Raw genomic sequence first — 19607 nt, forward strand, 5'->3', positions numbered from 1 at the left:
AATTCTCCAGATTTTGAGCGTCACCTGTTTTGAGAAAACTTCGATTTATCAAATACTTACGGAATCAGCGCGCGAGCCGTCCAACGACGATTCCGGTAACCAATTGCAGCTATTCAACTTCTAATGGGACACTAGTGGATCACCATCCCGTTCGGCTCGTTGGGTGTCTGGACGTTCCGCTGGCCGAACAGGTAGTCATTGGCACCAAACTGCCAGGTGATTCTCTGGACCGCCGGCTTGATCGCGAACAGATGGACCTCCTCGGCCAGCATCGCGTTGTTCATCTCCTGCAGCGGCGCGATGTTGGTGATGTAGAGACCGCGCCCATAGGTTCCGAGGACCAGGTCGTTCTCCCGAGGATGGACGAGCAGATCTCTTACCGGGATATTGGGTATGTTGTTATTCATCTTCACCCAGCTCGCACCTCGGCCGATCGAGACGAAGACACCCGTGTCGTTCCCCACGAAGAGCAGGTTGGGATTCTTCAGATCCTCATAGACGACGTTGATCGGCTGGTCCGGCAAGTTGCCGGCGATCGAAGTCCAGGTCGCGCCGAAGTCGTCCGTCCTGTAAAGGAATGGGCGGAAATCATCGAACTTGTATCCGCTCTTGGCCACGTAGGCTCTGCCTGCTACATGTGCTGAAGCGTGAACGCGGCTGACGTAGGCGTCCTTCCGGCCTCCCAGAGCGTTGATCCGGGATGTCACGTCCGTCCAGGTCGCGCCGTCGTCCCGGGTGACGTGAACCTTCCCGTCGCTCGTCCCCGCCCAGATGAGTCCCGCCGTGACCGGTGATTCCGAAATCGACGAAATCGCAAACCAGGGAATGCCGCCCGGGACCCCGCCCTCCGACTCAGGCATGATCTTCGCCGTGTCGTTCGTGCTCAGGTCCGGACTGATCTCCGTCCAGTGGTCGCCTCGATCCGTCGATCGGAGGAGGACCTGGCTCCCGGCGTAGATGACGTTGCTGTGGTGGGGAGAGATGTGGATGGGGGGCTCCCATAGGAAACGATAAGGCGGCAGGCTCGGATCCCGCCGCGGCTGAATGTTCGTCGTGTATCCAAGCTTCTGGTCCACCCGGGTATGTCCGCCGTACTGCCTCGTGGTGTACAACCAGCGGCTGTCGGTGGGATCGACCTGCGTGAATATGCCGTCGCCGTTGCCGAGGGCGAACCAGTCCTGTTCGGTGATTCTGCCCGAGGCGCCGTTCGACGGTCCCCTCCAGTGCTCGTGGTCCTGAAGTCCGGCATAGACGTTGTACGGGTCCTCCATGTCGATCCCGATCGCATAGACCGATCCGAGCGGCATGTTGGAGTAGGCATCGCTGGTCTTCCCCCCGTCGTAGGAAATGGCGATCCCGCCGTCGCCCCCGCTGATCATCCGGCTGGGATTCTTGGGATCGAACCAGAGGGTACGGAAGTCCCCGAACATCCGGGGGAAGACCGTCGGCGCATTCCAGGTCTTGCCGCCGTCTGTAGAGTGCCGGAATCCATCCTGGGTGACGAAGATGTTCAGGTCGTTGCTCGGGTCGACCCGTATCTGGCTGAAGTAGTAGGGACCCTTGGGGCTGACGTTGTAATCGTCGGCGTTCATCTTCTTCCAGACCTGCCCCCCGTCATCGGTCCGATAGACCTCGCCGCCGATCGTCGTAACTCGCCCCGCGGGACCAGCGCCCTGTGCGACCCCGCGAGCGCCCCCGGGAGTCGTCGCGGCCGCGTCACGCGGGTTTTCGTTCTCGACCACCGCGTAAAGGATCTTTGGATTCTTGAGATAGATGTCGAGCCCGATCCTGCCGATCTTCCCCGAGGGGAGCCCCCCGGCGAGCCTCGTCCAGGTGCGTCCGCTGTCCGTGGTCTTGTGGATGCCGCTCCCGGGACCGCCGTTGATGATCTGCCAGGGCAGCCTCTCTTTGTCGTACGTGGCGGCGTAGAGGATGGCCGGATTGCGGGGATGCAGAACCAGATCGATGACCCCCACCTTTTCATTAATGTAGAGGACCTTCTCCCAGCTCTCGCCTCCATTCGTCGTCTTGAAGACCCCCCTCTCCTCGTTCGTCGAATAGAGGTGGCCCATGGCCGCGACGTAGACGATGTTGGGATTCGTAGGATGAATGACGATGCGCGGGATATGATGCGAGTCCTTAAGACCCATGTTCTTCCAGGTCTTCCCGCCGTCCGTCGATTTGTAGACGCCGTCGCCGGCGTATGAGCTACGGGAGGTAAACGCGTCCCCTGTGCCGACCCAGACGATGTCGGCGTTCGAGGGGGCCACCGTGACGTCCCCAATCGAAAGGTTGTCCTGGGCGTCGAACACGGGCTCGAAAGTCGTCCCGTTGTTGGTCGTCTTGAAGAGGCCGCCGATCCAGGGGGCCACGTACATCGTGTAGAGATGGTCCTTGACCGGAAAGTCCGGAACCGCGATGTCGGCGATTCTCACCTGCATCCTGAATGGGCCCAGGTTCCGGTAGGTGAATGCCGCCAGCAGGCGCTCATTGAACGGGCCTTGACTCTGGGCCTTCACACCGAATGCCGACGCCAGTCCGGCGGCGACGATCACGGTTGCTGCCATAGCGCTCTTGAGTCTCATCTCTCCTCCTCGTCAAGGACCGGCGCGGCACGACAAAAATGCGGCCGGTTGGGGCAGGAATCATCCGACCATGTCGGTTGTGCGGTTTGCTCGGGAACTCCTGGTCCGTTCCCGGTTGGCGATTGTACACCATAAATCCAATCGGGTCGCGGCAGGATTGTCCGCATCCGGGGCCTCTTCCCAGGCCCGGTCGGTCTATTGATGATCATGAAATATAGTGACAACAATGGAAGATCCAAGCCGCGAAGGGACGCCAGAGAGTAGCCCCGGGCGTGAACCCATAAGCGCTAAGATAGGAATGATTTTGCCTATAAACCTGGACTTGGACCTAAACCTGGACGTGGACGTGGACCTTTTGAGCGGAGACAAACTCTTGCACGCCCAGCCTTTATCAGGCTACGGGTCGCTTCTTATCGCTTGCGGCGCAGCAGAGCGTCAAGGTCCACGTCCACGTCCCCAGTTCGTAGGCCCGGCCGTAAGGCCGGGATACGGGTATGGCTGGAGGATCGAGCGGCGCGGCACTCAATCAAAAACATATCTCGGATCATATTCGATTCCGTGGCGATCAAGCAGATCAAGGAGCTCTTCCTGAAAATTCCGTCGCTTGTGATGCTCGTCCTGATTGCGAATATATTCAATGACAGCCTGCTCCAGAGAATTGCAGACGCTGAACGCCGCGTATCCCTCCTGCCACGAGAACCACTTCCGATTCGGGAAAGTCTGTCGGATCCATCGCATCGAATTGGCCTTGAGTGCGTTCACCAAATCGGCAATGGAAATCGTCGGCGGCATGGAGGTGTACAGATGGATGTGATCCGGCCGGCTCACTTGTCTTTGCGAGGGAAATAGCCCTTTATGGTGCGGGCGGCGAGGCCGGGCTTCTTCAATTTGACTGTCACCGTACGAAATTGCCCGTTGCGAGTGGTGTTGGTGGGATTGTAGCCGATGCTGTACAGGCACGAAAGTTCCTGGGCAATATTCCTGAAGGCGGGACCCAGGTCGCCCATTTTGGTGGCGTCGAACACGAGACCGCCGCTGCACTGCGCAAGCTCCATCAAGTAGTCATGCCCGGCGGCAGCCTCTTCATGGCGATCGCGTTGAATCGGCGGAAAAGTGAGGCGAGGGGCACGTTTGTTCCGTTCTGCCTCAGTATTGAAATAAACGCTGTAAATGATTACCTTGGCTTCCCTGGCCAGCTCGAGCGTCTCTTCTGCCGATACCGCGAAGCTTCGATTATCCACGCCGTCGGTAAAAAGCACGAGCGCCTTGCGTTCCGGAATTGGCCCCAGTACTTCTTTGAGCGCGAGATAGACTGCGTCATGTAAGGCGGTCAATCCCCCAGGGAGAGTCCCCCTGATCCCCCGTTCGCACTTGCTCCGATCGATGCTGAAATCCGCCTGCAATTTGACTTTATCTGCGAACGAAAGGACAGCCACCGAGTCGTTGCGATGGAGCAGGTTGACGAATCGAATGGCCTCGTCCTGAATCCGCTTCAACTGGGACTCCGTGCTCCCGCTGGTATCCAGCACCAGCGTGACAGAGACAGGTTCGTCGACGGCGGCAAAACCCATGATTTCCTGCGGGACGCCATCCTCAAATACCTGAAAATCCTCTCTCTTGAGATCGGTTATGCGCCTGTTGTCCCGGGTCGTGACAACGACGGGAAGGGAGACCGTGTCGACTTCGATTCGAAAAGTCGGTTCGCTTCCCGTCTTTTTCTGTATTAAGTCATTTGCGGCCGCGAGACCAAGCAAAATGGCCCCGGACGCCAATCCCAAAATCAATGCGTGCTTTCCGGCAAGTGGCATATGGCTCCGCGCTGTTTCTGCGGATGATACCCTTGACTGATTTCGACCGCCGAGGACTGCGCTATTATAGATGTTGTCTGGACGCCTCCAGGATCACCTTTTGCCTCCTTCTCCCCGCAACTCCGCCAATGGCTCAGGCAAAAACGGGACTTTCCCTTACTCCTTTCAGTCCGGATCGATGTCCCTCTCCTGCTTATTTCAAATCAACGATGCTCAATCTGAACCTGGATGCGGACGGAAGCATCTTTATAATCAAGAATGCTTCTAAAGTCCCGGAGGACGCCATGCGAGTCATGGTTTTGACGGTTTTGGCGGCGCTTACCATCGCTCTGATTGCAGGAGCCGCACAAGATCCCCGGACGTTACGGCCGGTTATAGTGACCGAACTGGACGCGGGTAAAACGGTGCGTGTTGAATTGCGGGGGAGCCTGGTGGTACGGCTGTCATCCAATCCTACGACCGGATACCAGTGGCAAGTGGTGAAATCCGATCCTGCCTATTTGCAGCCAGGCAGCAGACAGGGCTTTTTCGAGCCGGACCCAGCAGGGGGCTTGGGGGCCGGCGGAAGGCAGGCGTTCACTTATAAGGCAATTCGGCAGGGAAATACCCGGCTGATCTTCCATTACCGTCGCCCCTGGGAGGAACAAGATCCCATCCGCACTTTCACAATTAATGTTCAAATCATTTCTTTGCGACTGCTTCGGGAATAATAACTGAGAGTTATCCCTCCCCAAAGTCGCCGAAGTTGCGGTTCGGAGCCCGGAGGTGCGAATTGAGCGCGATCAGGTTACCCCATGGCGGGGCTCCAACTTCGGGATTTGGCTTGAAGCATTGGAACTGGCCGCTGCGCTCCAAGGCTTACGCGGGCCCGGCGAGGGCTTGGAGCAGATCGCGGAACCGGCGGCGGCTGACCTCGAGGCGCTGGCCGTTCTTGAGCATCACTTCGCCCGACCCGCCGGGCGAAGGATGGACTTCCGTCACCGCATTCAGGTTGATCAAAGCAGCTCGTGATATGCGCATAAAGCGGCAGGAGTCGAGCCGCTGTTCCAGTTCGTTGAGCGTCGGATCCATCCAGTACTGGGCATTTTCGGCGATCAGACGGGTCAGGCCGCCCTCCGAAAAAAAGTAGAGCACGCGCGCCTCGCCGACCACCACGTAATGCGCGCCGCTGCGCACCAGGAATCGTGCCGGGCCCGATCGCTGCTTGCGCGCGGCCTGATCGAGCGCCTCCTCATGGGAATCCGGTGCCAGGGACCGGACACGTTCCAATGCCTGCCCCAGCCGCGCTCGGCTGATCGGCTTCAACAGGTAATCGATGGCGTTCAGTTCAAACGCGTCGACAGCATGCTGCTCGTAAGCCGTGCAGAAGATGATGTGGGGGCGGGGCGCGGGAAGGCAGGCGGCCACGTCGATGCCGGTGCATCCGGGCATCTGGATGTCGAGGAGAATCGCGTCAGGTTTGAGCCGGACTGCCAGCTCCATGGCCTGCACTCCAGTTTCCGCTTCCCCCGCGACCTCCACATCCGCGTGCGCCGCCAGCATCTGGCGCAGCCGGAGCCGCGCCGGCGCCTCATCATCCACGATCAGAACGCGCATCAATTCCATCGCTCCCGGCGAACTCCGACACGGGCAGAAGCGGCGCCCTCAGAAAGACCCGGGTGCCGTTCTGCCCGTATTCCCACCGCAATTCTGCGGCATTGCCATAATAGCCCCTCAATCTTTCGACTACGTTGCGCAGGCCGTGTCCTGAGGCCGCGTTCCCATCAGCAGGTTCCTCCAAGGTAAAGCCAGCCGGGAAGCCGGGCCCGTTGTCGAAGATCTCGACCCATAGTGCCTGTTCGTCAACTGATGTGCGCACGCCCACGATCCCGCGGCCCTCCACTGCCGAGGCGCCATGCCTGATGGCATTCTCGACCAGGGGCTGTATCGTCATGGCAGGAATGGGCAAGGCAGCGGCGGCCGGGTCCACGTTGAATTCCACGTGCAGGCGCGGTCCGAAACGCGCCTGCTCGACGCGCAGGTAGGCGGCCACGAACTCCAGTTCCTCCTCGAGCCTCACCCATTCCTTTTCCGACGCGCGCAAGGTATAGCGAAATACCTCAGCGAGTTGCTCGATCGTTTCATCGGCCAACCGCGGCTGGTCGTGAATCAGGCCGGCGATGGCGTTCAGGGCGTTGAACAGGAAATGCGGGTTGATCTGAGCCCGCAATGCCCTCAGTTGGGCACGGCTCGCGAGCCAACGGAGTCTTTGCTCGCGATTTTCCTGCTGGCGGCGCTGCTCGCGGAACCGGACATTCTCGAGGACAACACTCAGGGTGTGCGCCAGAGACTGGAGGAGGCGCCGGTCGTCACTCATATAAGGGATGGCATTCGACCTCGCGGCCAAAATCACCGAGCCCCCGCGCGCACCGTTCAGCACAAGCTCTGCCTCGAGTCCGCTGTTCGGGCAATCGCCGTCCGGCGACCCGAACCGGACTTCCGCCGGCGCCTGAAAAATGCGGCTCAGACTCTCCGCCGTGCGGCGGCGGAGTTCCTCTTCGGTGGCGGCAAGCTGCACGTCACGGACAAATTGCCGCTCCGCATCCGCAGGGGAGTAGCGGCGGCGCAACCAGACCCGGTCGATAAACCGCTCGAGACTCGCATAAATCCGCGGTCCCATCAGCCAGAAAGGCACCAGAACAAGGGCGCAGATCCACGGCCGGCTCCAATCTGCGGAGAAGCGGTCGAAGATGCGTCCCTCGGCCATGAAGAAAAGGATCAGGCCCACGAGGGCTATCGCAAAAAAAGCCCCGCGTTTGATCAGCAAGTCAAAAAAGACCGGCCGCTCCTTATAATACAAGGTCACGCAGAAGAAGCTGAGCAACAGGTAGTCCGGCAGGAGGCTCACGAACGGACCAGGCCGCGCCCAATTGACGGCCACGCACACGAGCGTCAGAAAGAGCAAGGCCCGAATCCACAACCGGTGGCGGCGCTCCACCGGCGAGAGCAGCCGCCTGGACAGGAACTGCACCCACAGCCCCAGAGCTGCAGCTGCTCCCAGAGTCAGAACCGGGGCATTGTCCAGCTTATCGCCCCAATAGGCGGACAGCAGATCGGCATTGTTCAGGCCGTTCGCAAGTGCGGCCAGCACGCAGACTGCATAGAACGCAGACAGCATGTGCGGCCAGAGGCGGCGGCCCGGCAGTTCCCGGGCTTCCTCTTCGTAAATAAGATGGAGCAGGACTGCAGGCAAAAGGCCAGCCACCAGTTGCAGCGCAAAGATCAGCCCCGTTACCCACCAGGCATCCGTCCCCTGCGCAGTGACGATCTGCAGCAGCAGATTGATAAGGAAAGCGGCGGCACAAACGACGGTGAACACGGGAAACACCCACCCGCCGCCATGCTGCCGGCGCAGCCTCCGTTCGCGCCAGTACCCCAAGGTAAGCACAGACAGGCTTAGGGCGCCAAAAGTGAAGGTGACGAGCGAGGCGAGGTAGAGAAGCCTGTAGCCTGGCATTGGCAGTCTCAATCGCTAGGACTATTTCGATATTTCAATCGGCTTGCCGGTCACGATTTTCAAAGCCTCCAGAATGTCCAGATAGAAGTTCCTGTGGGCTTCCAGAAGAACTGCACCCGATTTGCCGTCATTCGTTTGATACACGATCCCGAGGAAATGATCCTTGGTGCGCAGCAGCCCGAACAGGGCCGGCGGATTACCGGGGGTACTGAGCGCCACGACGGCAGCCACGCGCCGCTGCGCTTCCTGGCCATAGCTGATGGACGTCACTTGCGCCGGCTTGATGCGCACCGTAGGGCGAGGTGAGAACGCCAGCACGATAGAATCGGGGCTCACGGTAAGGGTGGTGTTGTAGTCATAAGGATTTACCTTCGCCTGAATTGTGCCGCCCATATAGCGGATTTTGTTCCACGAACTGCCCACGGCCCAAGCCCCATGGGCCGAGAAGATTGCCGCTGCGATGACCAATGCTGCTGCGCGATGCATGGCACCCCTTCCTGGCGTTCAGCGAGCTTCAGTATAAGAGGCCCCTGCCTGCGTGACAACGCATTCCTGACGAACGGTGGATGTCATCGATGAATGGCGCGCCCCGGCAGTGAGCGGCTTTGCGGATGGTCATTCCGTTGCCATGCCATTCACAATCCAATCCGACCGTTCATCGGAATTCTGTGGCCATGCGCCGCGCGCATCGCCTACCATTCTCTGGGAATTCAGACAATCCGAGCGTGCGCGCGTAACAGTCCTATTTGAGCCGGGAGACGAGACGATGCGAACTGTTGCAATCAAGCTCATTGGCATATTGGCTCTGGGCAGCGGTACCGCCTTTGCCCAGGGAGCGCAGAACAGGGATCTCAGCTTCCTGGCGGGCCCGTTGTCTTCCACATCTCAGGTGATCCCGGGCTCCGATGTCACGGTGACGACAGCTACCGGCCTGGTTTTCCAGTACTCCTCCAGCTACCAGATTCACTCGACCAAAGCCGGCGATCTGTATGTTGAGCTCCCCTTTACGTTTGTTTTTCCCGGCAAGAGCGTCGCCAGCGGCGCGAGCGGGTCAAGCCACTTCATGACCCATTACCTGGCGCCGGGGGTGCGGTTCAAGATTCCACTCTCGGATCGCGTGTCGTTCTACGGGCTGTTCGGAGGCGGTTATGGGTCGTTTCGACGCTACGAATTGGTGTCCGATCCCACGACCCGCCTGCACACCCACGTGACCCTGCGGGGTGTGTTCGATTTTGGCGGCGGAGTCGACTTCCGCTTGAGTCGCCTCTTCAGCCTGCGCGGCGAGGTGCGCGATTTCATCGGCGGCTCCGGTTTGAGCGGCACCCCGGGCCGGCACCATCTGGTTTCGATCGGCGGGCTCGCATTGCACTTTTAGCTGCCTTATGGTTCCTGGAGTGAATACTCCACCGCCTGAAGGCGGAGGCTTCGTAATATCGGACTCAAATATCAGGTCCGGCCTAATATTTGATGACCTTGCTCCCCGCCTGTTCGGTGATCATGTCGTAAACCACCACCTTGAGAAATCCCTTCTGCGCCTTGAGTGGAATCGGTATGGCACACGGGATTCCAGACTGCATGAAGCCCTGATAGCCATTCTCGCGCAGTTGCAGATCCATCGTCTTCCACTCCTCACCGAGATAGTGCTGTTTCGCGTCCGCATAGAAGATGGCGATGCGCAGTTTGCCCGTGCGCAGGGTGTCAACGATCTTGAGCCCGACGGTCGAGAGATCGATGTTCAGGTTGACCGCAAGCTGAGGCCGGCCGTCAGCGCCGCTCGTCAAAGACGTACCGGCGGTAAAGGCAATGCCGGTAAAATCTCGAGTACTCGCGCCGGCAGCGATGATCCGGTTGGTGGACAGAAATTCCCCGCGATCCACGGGCTGCACATCATCGGTGGCGTTATATCCATGCCGGAAGGATACCTTCAGGTTCGGGCGGTTCACTTTTACCTTGATGCTGTGGTATTTGCCGTCCCAATGCTCGTCCGCCGGATAATAGCCCAGCAGGTACTCGACCCGGGTGATTTCGTTGATGCGGTCGAGCGCCTTGGCGAGATTCTCAAAGACCGCCACTCTGCCTCCGGTGAGTTGCGAGAGGTTTCTGATGCCTTGCACCCCGACCGTGTAACCCCAAATAGGTGGGATCATGGGCGGCTGACCCGACCGCGTACCGACTGGAGGCTGGGAGAAGTTGACCAGGCCGTTGGTATGGAAGATGTCGATGGCAACACGGGCTGCGTTAGCGAAGGCCGCGATGGCTTCTTCATTCCGGGTGTCGCCGTAGGGGAGAATGATCCCATTCGCGGTGAAGTAGAGCAGGTGTTTTTCTCCCTGCATGAAGCTCATGTGCTGGATGCAATTATAAATGTTGTTAATGTCGAAAATGCTCATAGTCATGAGTGGATAAAACGCACTGCCCAGGCCCAGGGTAAAAAACTCGCTTTCAAGCTCATCGAACGGGTCTACGATCCGCTGCGGTTCCAGTAGTTGACCTTGTCTCCCGGCTGGAGTCTCCTGATCAGCACTCCCGCTCCACGCAACCGGATCGGACGACGGCGTATCCACTTCAAGGTCGTGACTTGCCGGGCTCTCGCCATCGGGATTCACGGCAAAGTTCTCCATTTTCGGGCCCGAAGGCAGCTGGCGCTTGATGTCCCCGTCGAAGATTGAGTCAATTTTAGGCTGATACGACTTGCGAAACCTTGGGACGAAACCTCCATAGAGCTTCAGAAAGGATTCGATTTCGTCGTTCACCTTTTTATAACGTTCGAGTATCTGTACGACCTGTTCGTGGTCAGTCGTGAAATCGCTGGAACGGTTGAAGGCGCGCACTGCCACACGGTCCTGGGGGAGAAGGTCGTCGCGAACAAACCGGATCAAGCCGTCCACGGCATTCAGCCCATGTCGTCCCCGGCCCAGCAGGATCACAAAGGTGCGCGCATCCTGGGGGGCAAGGTCGAGCGTTGCGACGGTGCGCAGCTGCGCGGGCTGCTCGGGTGCCGCCGTAGCGGCCGAGAACGTTTGGATCGAGAAATGCCGGATCTGCTGAGGCCTCCCGTTCTCGAAGATCTGGAAGTTCTCCTGCTTGAGATCCGTGACCGGCCGGTCGTGAGAATCGGTGACGATCACATCCACCGGAATCAGCCGGACTCGGACCCGGATGGTTCCCGCCTGGCCGGAGCGCTGATCCTGGGCTGTGATTCGGCTATGCATGGAAACCGGCAGCGTGACCACTGAAAACAAGACGATGCGTCGCAAACAGCGCATGAGCCTTCCGTTCTTCACCTGCTCCCGTGAATAATAAGAGTGCAGCGCTCAGGATTTGGTTCAGAAACTCACGGATCATTATTTCCTGAAAGATCCGTGGCGGAGGCGAAACTACTTGATGTGTGATCAAAGTTGTCGCATTTCGCGCAAAGGGTCAAGCTTCCACTCTTCACCGAGGAGAAAAACATGAGATCCGTGCCCGGAGATTCCCGCCTTCCCTTTCCCACCAAGCCCTGCGTCGTCAACGGGATTGCTGTAGAGGAATACATTATACCGGAGGAGAAGAAGGAACTGGTGTTAAAGGCTCTATACCCTTTCTTTCCTCTTCCATCCCTGGACGAGGAGCGTTATGACCTCCACTCAGGGAAGAAATTCAAGATCCGCGAATTCCGCGTCACTCGCGAAGGGAGTCAGAACTGGCTGGTCAGTCCTTATTATGAAGAAGGGGGCGGCACCGTGATCGACTGGGTGCCCCCGGACGAAGATGACGGATGCTGGTGAGGTTGACGATGATCACAAGCGCCCAAAATGCTCCCTGGCCCCTGGATATCGAGATTCAGGATTTGGCTGCCGCCGGCCTGCCGGCGCCGTCTCTGGTGCGCATGAAGCTCTTTACGCTCGACCACAGGTTGGTCGAGGGGATATTGGGCCACCTTTCGGAGCGGGACAGCTTGCTTGTAGTTAAATCCCTGCGCAGACTTTTCGAATCCTAGCCTGGCTTGGAAGATCAGACCGGCAAGCACAATGGCCGTGTCAATTTTCGGACCAGAGCAACGGGCAGCATAAACATCTGGCTGGTTCAGGCGTCGTTGTTGTAGATAACGGCGACCATCGCAGGCGCGATCGTCGCCGTTATCTACAACAACGTCCCCGGAGGCGGCCCGCTTCCCATGGATGGCATTAAATCCTCATACATTCCAGCGCTGATGATCTCCAATGAGGACGGGCGGGCATTGAAGGAGTTCATGCCCTCGAATTCTGCCGCGATGGAGATTAATGGCAGCACAATTCTGTCCAAGCTGGCCACCAGGGGACGTGTCCTCTCAGCATTCAGCGCCAAGGGCCCGAGCCTGGAATTCGGGCTCAAGCCGGATCTTTTGGCCGTGGGAGAGTTCGTCTATTCCGCTACATTGAACAGCAATTCCAGAGGCGATCCGTACCCAACCCCGCAGTTTACCAACGCAAGCGGGACCAGTTTTTCTGCGCCCATGGTGGCCGGCGCCGCGGCCGTGTTGAAACAGATGTTTCCCGGCTTTACCCCCCAGGAAGTGAAGTCCGTCCTCACTGAAACCGCGAGCCGCAACCTGAGCAGGCTGGACGGCACCACGGTCCCGAACATCATGGAGGCAGGAAGCGGGCTTCTCGACATGGAGAGGGCATCGACCGCCGGCGCTGTCATCTCTCCCGGCAACCTGAACTTCGGAGTCAGGGGGTATTCGACTACCATAAGCCTGCAGAACTCGATCACGATCAAGAACATCTCCTCGACGAGCGACCAATTCACGATAACTGTAGAACCGATGGTGGCAGGACCGGCTTTCTCCCTGAGCGCCGACAGCACCGGGCCGCTGCCCCCTGGCGGAAGTGAAAGCATCGAGGTAAAGCTTACGGCAACCGCTCCCATGTCGGGCGGCTTTCAGGGGTTCATCGCCGTCCAGAGCACCGGGACCTCCTCCGTGTATCGGGTCCCATATTGGGCCGGGGTCTATGTTCCCGACAGCTCCCGCGTTCTCACGGTAGCCAAAACGGCGAAAGCGACTGACACCATTTTCAACACTCTCGATGATGCCTTAGCCCAGGCACGTCCCGGCAACATCATCGAGATTGCCGACTCCGAGACCTACTGGAGCGGCCAGGTCCTGGCGACGAATCGCGACGGTCTCCCTCTGCACGGCGTCACGATCCGGGCTGCTGCCGGCAAAAACCCGGTCTTGAAAGGGAGCGGAGCGACCGCCGGCTTGAGGGTCCTTGGCTTGCAGAATCTTCTGCTGCAAGGCATCACCCTACAGGAAGGCGACGTCGGCATCTGGGTTACGCAACTGTCCGCTTCTTCTTTGAGTTCGGTGACCATCGACCACTGCACAATTTCCAATATGGCGGACTTCAGTTCTTCGAGCGGCGTGGTGGTCGATGGCGGAGCGACCGTCAATATCACCCAGTCGATCATCTCTGGATCCACCGGACCGGGAATTCTGGCACTCGAAGGCAGTCAGATCACACTCAGCGGAACCACGCTGGACAAGAACGGGGACGGTGGGATCACCGCACATCACTCGAATGTTCAGATCCTGAGGTCGACGATTTCCAACCATACCAAGGCCGGGGCGACTTTGGAATCCTGTTCGGGCACGATCGACGAAAGCAACTTCGTGAAGAACACGGGCTCCACCAGCGACGGCCTTGCGCTTCTGGGCGGGCGATTCACCATCACCAACAGCACCTTTGATTCGAACACGAGGGCGGGAATCGGGCTGTTCCAGTCGGCTGTTGCTACAATCGCCGGAAATATCATTCGCTCCAACGTCCAATACGGCATACTGACCAACCCTGCCAGTGTGCGCATAGAGGCGAATCTCATCAAACTTTCGGGCGCAGTGGGCGTCTATATCAAGGACTCTGATTCCGCATCCCTGGTCAACAATATCGTTACCTCACAAGTTGGAAGTAACTCGTGGCTGGGAGCTCCGCCCTTCAGCTCTGATCGGCTGAATGTCGTCCAGTTTATCAATAACACTTGCATCGCTGGAAGCACAACGTGGGTTCGTCTTGCAGGTTTCAACAGCATTTTTGAAACGCAAACATCCCAGTTGGTAGATGCATTATCAGACAATTATGATATAAGACCAACTTATTACAGCAGGGATGTGGATCAAGGAGATAATGGCGCCCCCGGGTTGCCCTTTCTCGACTACAAGCAACACCTGCGCGTTGCGGGCGCCGGAAGCAGGGCGGGTGAGGGGAAGGTGGACCTGGGCGCCATCGAGATGGGATCCAACTACCCCCTGGTATTCCCATTATTGGCGAACGGGAACCTGCCTGCACTCGGAGATGATCTGACTACCGGACTGGCGGTCGTGAATACCGGGACTGCCAGCGCCAACGTGAGATTTTCGGCCTATGGCGAATCTGGAGAATTCCTGGGAGGCAACACCCTCACGGTGGCTGCCGGGGCTCAGGTCCCAGTCCTCGGATATCAGCTGTTCGGCTTCGATCCGGGAAAATCGCAACTGGGAGCGGTTTTGGCTGACTCGGACCAGAAGCTGGCCGGTTTCTTCATGGTCTTCGACCGGGAGTTCAAACGGTTTGCCGACGGAGTCGACGTTGCGGGCGAGGCTGCGACCGATCTGCTGCTGATGCGGCACATCGCCGGCACCGCGACCAGGACGACCTATTTCCTTTTCAATCCGGGTGTCAACCCCGCGACCGTGGACGCAACCTTGTATGCGGCTTCAGGGAGTGCTGCCGGAAGTCCCCAGAGCAGCGTCATCGCGCCGAAAGGGCTGTGTGTATTCTCTTTCGACGGGATCGCGGCTTCCGCGGGATATGTGAAGATTCGGTCGGATCGGCCCATATCGGGCCTCGAGCTTTTTGGAGATACCCAGGGGATGTCGGCCTTGAAAGCCGTCTCGCCCGGCTCGGATGGGCGCCTGTATTTCCCGCATTTCGCCGTGAACCAGGGGTATGCCACCAACATCGGAATCATAAATTCGGGCGACGATTTCGCACATCTTGTTTTGACCGCCTACACGAGCGACGGCTACATCCTCGGAAAGCCTGTAAATCGGGAGCTGTGGGGCAGAGCCCAGTTGCTCGAACCCGTAGCGAACCTTTTCGGGATGGAAAGCGGCACACTTTTCACGGGCTATGTGGTCGTGCAGAGCGACCGGGCAGGACTGGTCGGTTTTACCGACTTTCGCTATGATGACGGCCGCGTTCAGTCCGGAGCCGCAGTTCCGGCCGCCTCCATCCCGAGACAGAAGCTGATCTTCTCGCACATCGCGCACCAGGTGGCTGCGGGGGCCGGGGGCAACTACCAGACCGGCATTGCCCTGCTGAATCCCTTCGGCGTTCCGGTGCAGTACACCATTCGAGTTTTTGACGGCCAGGGGAACAAAGTGGCCGAGGCGACGGACACGATCGGCAAGAATGAAAAGATCGCGAAAATTCTGAGCTATCCCGTCGCCGGGGCAGGCTTTTTTACCAAACCCCTGCCTTTGGGGAGCGGACACGTCGAAGTCACTTCAGACTACGGGCTGCTCGGCTTCGAGCTGTTCTTCACGGAGGACATGTCGCAGCTTGCCAGCGTCCCTGCGCAAATCGTCAGGTGACCTGTGTGAAGCTCCATCATGTGTTGCCGCCAGGGACCTGTGCATCCCCGAGTCGCTTCCATAGGACTGTGATTCAGACAGCGGCAAAAAGGCGGGCGACGAATGGCACAATTAGCACGAATGCGCTTCTGCAGACACCATTCGTGGCTGTTTTTTGCCCTGCAGTGTCTGAGTCGCGATCATGGATTTCGGAGACAGGCGCACCTGTTCCTGAAATTGATGGTCAGGATCGCGTCCTGTGTGAAGAGGCGCTCGATCTGCATGGCGGCTCGCAATTCTGCCAGGGTACGGTGACGGGGACTGCGATAGGAGAGAGTCCGGGCGGTCTGGAAGGAGTAGCTGCCGAAGCGGTGAGTCTGCGGGCTCGAGGTGTAATCCTCATAGAGACGGCGGGCCCAGCCGCGAGTATCTATCTCGCCCTCGGCGGCCAAAACGGCGTTTCGCAGGGTTTGGCCGAGGCTTTCCTTGGAAAACGTCCACAAGGGAACGGATCGGCCATCGACATCGATCGTTACGTACTCCATGGCTGCCGGCGTGAAGCCGCGCAACGCCGAAAGGTCGGGCAAATCAGAGGTGTGATACCGGAACCAGCCGAGAGCCAGGACGGCGGTCAGGACTATTGCTGCCAGAAGGGCCAGGGTCGAGCGGATCACGAGCTTGCGGTTCCTCATAGCGGCACATGGTATGCGAATCGCAGCAAGAACAAAACTGCGAAATGACCGGCCGGTCGGCCTGCACACGCGCAGAAAGCCAGGACCTGGAGAGCGCCTTGGACTACCTCCTTCGGGCGGCGAGAGAGCTGCTCACGCCTCGATGGAGAAACGATGGAACCGATTGTCGTTCGTCAGCTCAGGATGAAACGATGTCGCGAGCACGTTGTTTTGGCGCGCGGCGACAATCGTGCCGTCAGGCAGCCTGGCCAGGACTTCGACCCCGATGCCGGCGCTTGCGATCAGGGGGGCGCGGATGAAAACGCAGTGAAACGGCGCCGGTGGCGTCAACACGGGAATATCGAGGTCGGCTTCGAAACTCTCCACCTGCCGGCCGAACGCATTGCGCTCAACCTTTACATCCAGGGCGCCGATACGGGGCTGATCGCATCCCGCGTCTTTTGCGAGCAGAATCATGCCGGCACAGGTGCCCCACACCGGTTTGCCGGAACTGCAGAATGCGCGCATCGGCTCCATCAGTCCAAAGGTCGTTGCCAGCCTGCCGAAGGTCGTGCTTTCCCCACCGGGAAGGATCAACCCGTCCAAGTTGGAGAGCTGCCCGGGCTTGCGCACTTCCGCCGTATCGACGCCCAGGGATTTCAATACCCGGATGTGTTCAACAAACGCGCCCTGAAGCGCCAGAACTCCGATTCTCATTTGAACCCTTTTCATCCATGATGGATGATTGGTTTTTCGCCTTTGTCCTGAGGCGGTATTGGATCTACCATCCCCGCACGGCAAGTTGCTCCCTTTCTGGAATGTCGCGCGCAGCACGACCGGGCATGGCGTCACCCAGACCGCAGGACACTTTGGCGATGACCTCAGGATCCGCATAGTGCGTGGTCGCTTCCACGATCGCCTTTGCGCGCTTTGCCGGATCGCTGGACTTGAAGATTCCCGATCCGACGAACACGCCGTCAACCCCGAGCTGCATCATCAACCCAGCATCGGCGGGAGTAGCGATGCCTCCGGCCGCAAAGTTCACTACCGGCAGACGGCCGAGTTCCGCCGTCTGCCTCACCAACTCATAGGGTGCCCCCATCTCTTTTGCAGCACGCATCCATTCATCGGGGCGCAGATTTTGAATGCGGCGAATCTCTCCCAGCACGGCGCGCGCATGACGCACCGCCTCGACGATATCACCGGTGCCGGCTTCCCCTTTGGTGCGAATCATTGCCGCGCCCTCAGCAATGCGCCGGAGCGCCTCACCGAGGTTGCGGCATCCGCACACGAACGGCACCTTGAACGGGTGCTTGTCGATGTGGTTCTCTTCGTCGGCAGGCGTGAGCACCTCGCTTTCGTCGATGTAATCGATCCCGAGGGCTTCGAGCACTTGTGCTTCGACGAAATGACCGATGCGCGCCTTGGCCATCACCGGAATCGATACCGCGTTCATGATCTCGATGATTCTGGAGGGATCCGCCATGCGCGCCACACCCCCCTCGCGGCGGATATCTGCGGGCACGCGCTCGAGCGCCATCACGGCGCACGCGCCGGCATCCTCCGCGATCTTTGCCTGTTCCGCGCACGTCACATCCATGATGACTCCACCCTTGAGCATCTGGGCGAGACCTGCCTTGACTGCCCAGGTTCCAGTGTTTTTCTCTGCCATGTCAAACCTCCGTTTCCTGCTTCGAAAATGGACTCTGCCGAGCGCGGTCGGGCCGCCCGCGCCCCTCCTCATGTCTCCAAACCTTACCCTGATCTTTATGCGTCGTAGGGTGCGCCCCATGCGCATGAGAGGCTGCTTCCAAAAATCAATAAGACCGTTCCGGCGCATCGAAAAGAAGCGGCCGCCACCCAGCCACGCCTGCCACGGCCGGGATGATCAGGTTTGCTTGCCATGCTCCCTTTCCGCAGTATCTGCGCGCGGTGACGCGCTCAGGACAGTGCCCTCTTTATCGCACGGCCCAGACGGCAGATACCCTCCTGGATCTCCGCCTCGTCGAGATTTGAAATCGAGACACGGAACGATGCGTTGCCCTCCGCCTTGGGGAAATAGAAGGCGCCGGGTGACACGCGCACGCGCTCCTCCGCGCAGAGCCGATAAAACCGGCTTGCTGCAATTCTCGCATTCTTGAATTTGACCCATATTAGAAAAGCTCCGGCAGGCTCCGTCCAGCTGACATCCTTCGCGGGCAGATGCGTGTTGAGCGCCGCCAGTGCCACCTGAAGACGCTTACGGAATATGCGGTGCATGCGGCGTACGTGCAGGTCGAACAGCTCGCGGCGGCAAAAATCGCAAAGCGCAGCCTGCAGGAGCGGGGCCGTCGTGAGGTCGCTCATGCGCTTGATTGCCAACAGCCGATGTATGCATTCCCGGTCGGCAATGATCCAGCCGACACGCGCGCCCGGGAACAGCACCTTCGAAAACGTCCCCAGATAGATCACCACCTGGTTTTGATCCATCGACTTGATCGGGAGAGAGACCTTGCCGAAATATTTCATCTCTTCCTCGAAACCATCCTCGACGAGAGGCACCCGATGCCGGTCGCAAATGGCGAGCAGCTGCTCGCGATGGATCTGGCTCGTGGTTACGCCGGTCGGATTCTGGAAGTTGGGCATGGTGTAAACAAACATGGGTCGCCGGTGATCCAGGGCCTTGCGCAGACAGCCCAGATCCATTCCATCCGGCCTCATCGGGATGCCAATGATTCGGCATTGGTGGTACTGGAGGATCTGAATGACGTTGGCGTAGGTAGGTGATTCGATGACCACCGTTTCTCCTCCCGGGGCCAGCAGGCGGGATACCAGATCGATCGCCTGCTGCGAGCCGTTGGTGATCAGAACCTCGGAAGCGTCGGCAGAAAGCCCGTGGATCCGGCTGCGCTCCGCGATGTATTCCCTCAAGGGAAGGTACCCCTGGGCTTCGCCATAATTCAGCAGGGATGCCCCTTGTGCGGCAAACACACGTTGTAGACTGCGGCGAAACTCCTCGAGGGGGAAAAGCCGGCTGTCCATGTCGAGGCGGCTCAAATTGATCTCGCCCGGCGACCCGACGGCATTGGCCATGGCGGCAAACCCCCGCATCTGCTTAAAGAACTTCTCGCGGGCCCGGGGTGTCGCCTGCGACCAGCGAATGGCGCCTGACTTGGAGCGCTCGCGGGGCTGAACGATGCGACCGCGCGAGCGCATCCGGGTGTAGGAACCGGACCGGCTTTCGAGATAGCCGAGCGCCCACAGTTGCTGGTACGCCTCGCACACGGTGGTCCGATTCACACCCAGTGCCTGCGCCAGGCTTCGGGTGGCCGGAAGCCTGGCCCCGACTTTCAGGGCACCGTTTTCAATCAGCTGCCTGAGTTGGTTTGTGATCTGCATGAAGACCGGACTCGCAGCCTGCCGATCGATTTTCAGGAGCACCATAGTTCCCCTTCCTCGCAGCTGCCGTTGTCATCACGGCTCTGACTCCGACCA

16 protein-coding genes are annotated in these 19607 nt (G+C 59.1%); 5 read left to right on the top strand and 11 right to left on the bottom strand.

Annotation, left to right across the window (positions count from 1 at the left end; genetic code table 11):
* Window positions 1-131 precede the first annotated feature (131 nt).
* From LAP85_26335 to LAP85_26345, 3 genes are all read right to left on the bottom strand, one after another.
* Entirely contained in the window at window positions 132-2585 is a 2454-nt protein-coding gene (locus LAP85_26335) for a hypothetical protein (protein MBZ5499931.1), read from the bottom strand.
* A 522-nt stretch (window positions 2586-3107) separates the two neighbouring features.
* On the bottom strand, window positions 3108-3413 hold the full coding sequence (locus LAP85_26340) for a transposase (GenBank protein MBZ5499932.1): 306 nt from the start codon (window positions 3411-3413) through the stop codon (window positions 3108-3110).
* Entirely contained in the window at window positions 3410-4393 is a 984-nt protein-coding gene (locus tag LAP85_26345; protein ID MBZ5499933.1) for a VWA domain-containing protein, read from the bottom strand. The genes LAP85_26340 and LAP85_26345 overlap by 4 nt, the downstream gene beginning before the upstream one ends.
* Window positions 4394-4677: 284 nt before the next feature.
* Between LAP85_26345 and LAP85_26350 the strand changes: the two genes are divergently transcribed.
* Complete coding sequence (locus LAP85_26350) at window positions 4678-5103, top strand: protease inhibitor I42 family protein (protein ID MBZ5499934.1); 426 nt, start codon at window positions 4678-4680, stop codon at window positions 5101-5103.
* 148 nt (window positions 5104-5251) lie between these two features.
* Here LAP85_26350 and LAP85_26355 read toward each other — a convergent pair whose 3' ends face one another.
* Genes LAP85_26355 through LAP85_26365 form a run of 3 tightly spaced genes read right to left on the bottom strand, consistent with a single transcriptional unit; the run spans window position 5252 to window position 8375 of the window.
* The gene (locus tag LAP85_26355) at window positions 5252-5989 is read right to left on the bottom strand and encodes a LytTR family DNA-binding domain-containing protein (protein MBZ5499935.1); all 738 of its coding nucleotides are present in this window, start codon (window positions 5987-5989) and stop codon (window positions 5252-5254) included.
* Window positions 5967-7889 carry a histidine kinase gene (locus LAP85_26360; GenBank protein MBZ5499936.1) on the bottom strand — a complete coding sequence of 641 codons (1923 nt, stop codon included), beginning with the start codon at window positions 7887-7889 and terminating at the stop codon, window positions 5967-5969. Before LAP85_26360 ends, LAP85_26355 begins: the two co-directional genes overlap by 23 nt.
* Before the next feature lie 21 nt (window positions 7890-7910).
* Window positions 7911-8375: a hypothetical protein gene (locus tag LAP85_26365; protein ID MBZ5499937.1), complete on the bottom strand. Its 465-nt coding sequence runs from the start codon at window positions 8373-8375 to the stop codon at window positions 7911-7913.
* A 280-nt stretch (window positions 8376-8655) separates the two neighbouring features.
* On the opposite strand from LAP85_26365, the gene LAP85_26370 reads away from it, so the two are divergent.
* Window positions 8656-9264: a hypothetical protein gene (locus LAP85_26370; protein ID MBZ5499938.1), complete on the top strand. Its 609-nt coding sequence runs from the start codon at window positions 8656-8658 to the stop codon at window positions 9262-9264.
* Window positions 9265-9346: 82 nt separating this feature from the next.
* On the opposite strand, the gene LAP85_26375 is transcribed toward LAP85_26370, so the two are convergent.
* Window positions 9347-11155: a VWA domain-containing protein gene (locus LAP85_26375; protein MBZ5499939.1), complete on the bottom strand. Its 1809-nt coding sequence runs from the start codon at window positions 11153-11155 to the stop codon at window positions 9347-9349.
* 186 nt (window positions 11156-11341) lie between these two features.
* Between LAP85_26375 and LAP85_26380 the strand changes: the two genes are divergently transcribed.
* From LAP85_26380 to LAP85_26390, 3 genes are all read left to right on the top strand, one after another.
* Window positions 11342-11656, top strand: a complete 315-nt coding sequence (locus tag LAP85_26380) for a hypothetical protein (protein ID MBZ5499940.1) — start codon at window positions 11342-11344, stop codon at window positions 11654-11656.
* Complete coding sequence (locus LAP85_26385) at window positions 11647-11868, top strand: transcriptional modulator of MazE/toxin MazF (protein ID MBZ5499941.1); 222 nt, start codon at window positions 11647-11649, stop codon at window positions 11866-11868. The genes LAP85_26380 and LAP85_26385 overlap by 10 nt, the downstream gene beginning before the upstream one ends.
* Window positions 11869-12045: 177 nt before the next feature.
* Entirely contained in the window at window positions 12046-15483 is a 3438-nt protein-coding gene (locus LAP85_26390; protein MBZ5499942.1) for a right-handed parallel beta-helix repeat-containing protein, read from the top strand.
* A gap of 179 nt (window positions 15484-15662) precedes the next feature.
* On the opposite strand, the gene LAP85_26395 is transcribed toward LAP85_26390, so the two are convergent.
* The 4 genes from LAP85_26395 to LAP85_26410 all read right to left on the bottom strand — a co-directional run bounded on the left by LAP85_26395 (window position 15663) and on the right by LAP85_26410 (window position 19556).
* Window positions 15663-16154: a hypothetical protein gene (locus LAP85_26395; protein MBZ5499943.1), complete on the bottom strand. Its 492-nt coding sequence runs from the start codon at window positions 16152-16154 to the stop codon at window positions 15663-15665.
* A gap of 132 nt (window positions 16155-16286) precedes the next feature.
* Window positions 16287-16850 (bottom strand): pyridoxal 5'-phosphate synthase glutaminase subunit PdxT, encoded by a 564-nt coding sequence (pdxT, locus tag LAP85_26400; protein ID MBZ5499944.1) that lies wholly within the window; start codon window positions 16848-16850, stop codon window positions 16287-16289.
* A gap of 64 nt (window positions 16851-16914) precedes the next feature.
* Window positions 16915-17805: a pyridoxal 5'-phosphate synthase lyase subunit PdxS gene (pdxS, locus tag LAP85_26405; protein MBZ5499945.1), complete on the bottom strand. Its 891-nt coding sequence runs from the start codon at window positions 17803-17805 to the stop codon at window positions 16915-16917.
* Window positions 17806-18074: 269 nt separating this feature from the next.
* Window positions 18075-19556, bottom strand: a complete 1482-nt coding sequence (locus LAP85_26410) for a PLP-dependent aminotransferase family protein (protein ID MBZ5499946.1) — start codon at window positions 19554-19556, stop codon at window positions 18075-18077.
* Between the last annotated feature and the right edge of the window lie 51 nt (window positions 19557-19607).

Source organism: Terriglobia bacterium (assembly GCA_020072565.1).
Lineage (GTDB): Bacteria > Acidobacteriota > UBA6911 > UBA6911 > UBA6911 > JAFNAG01.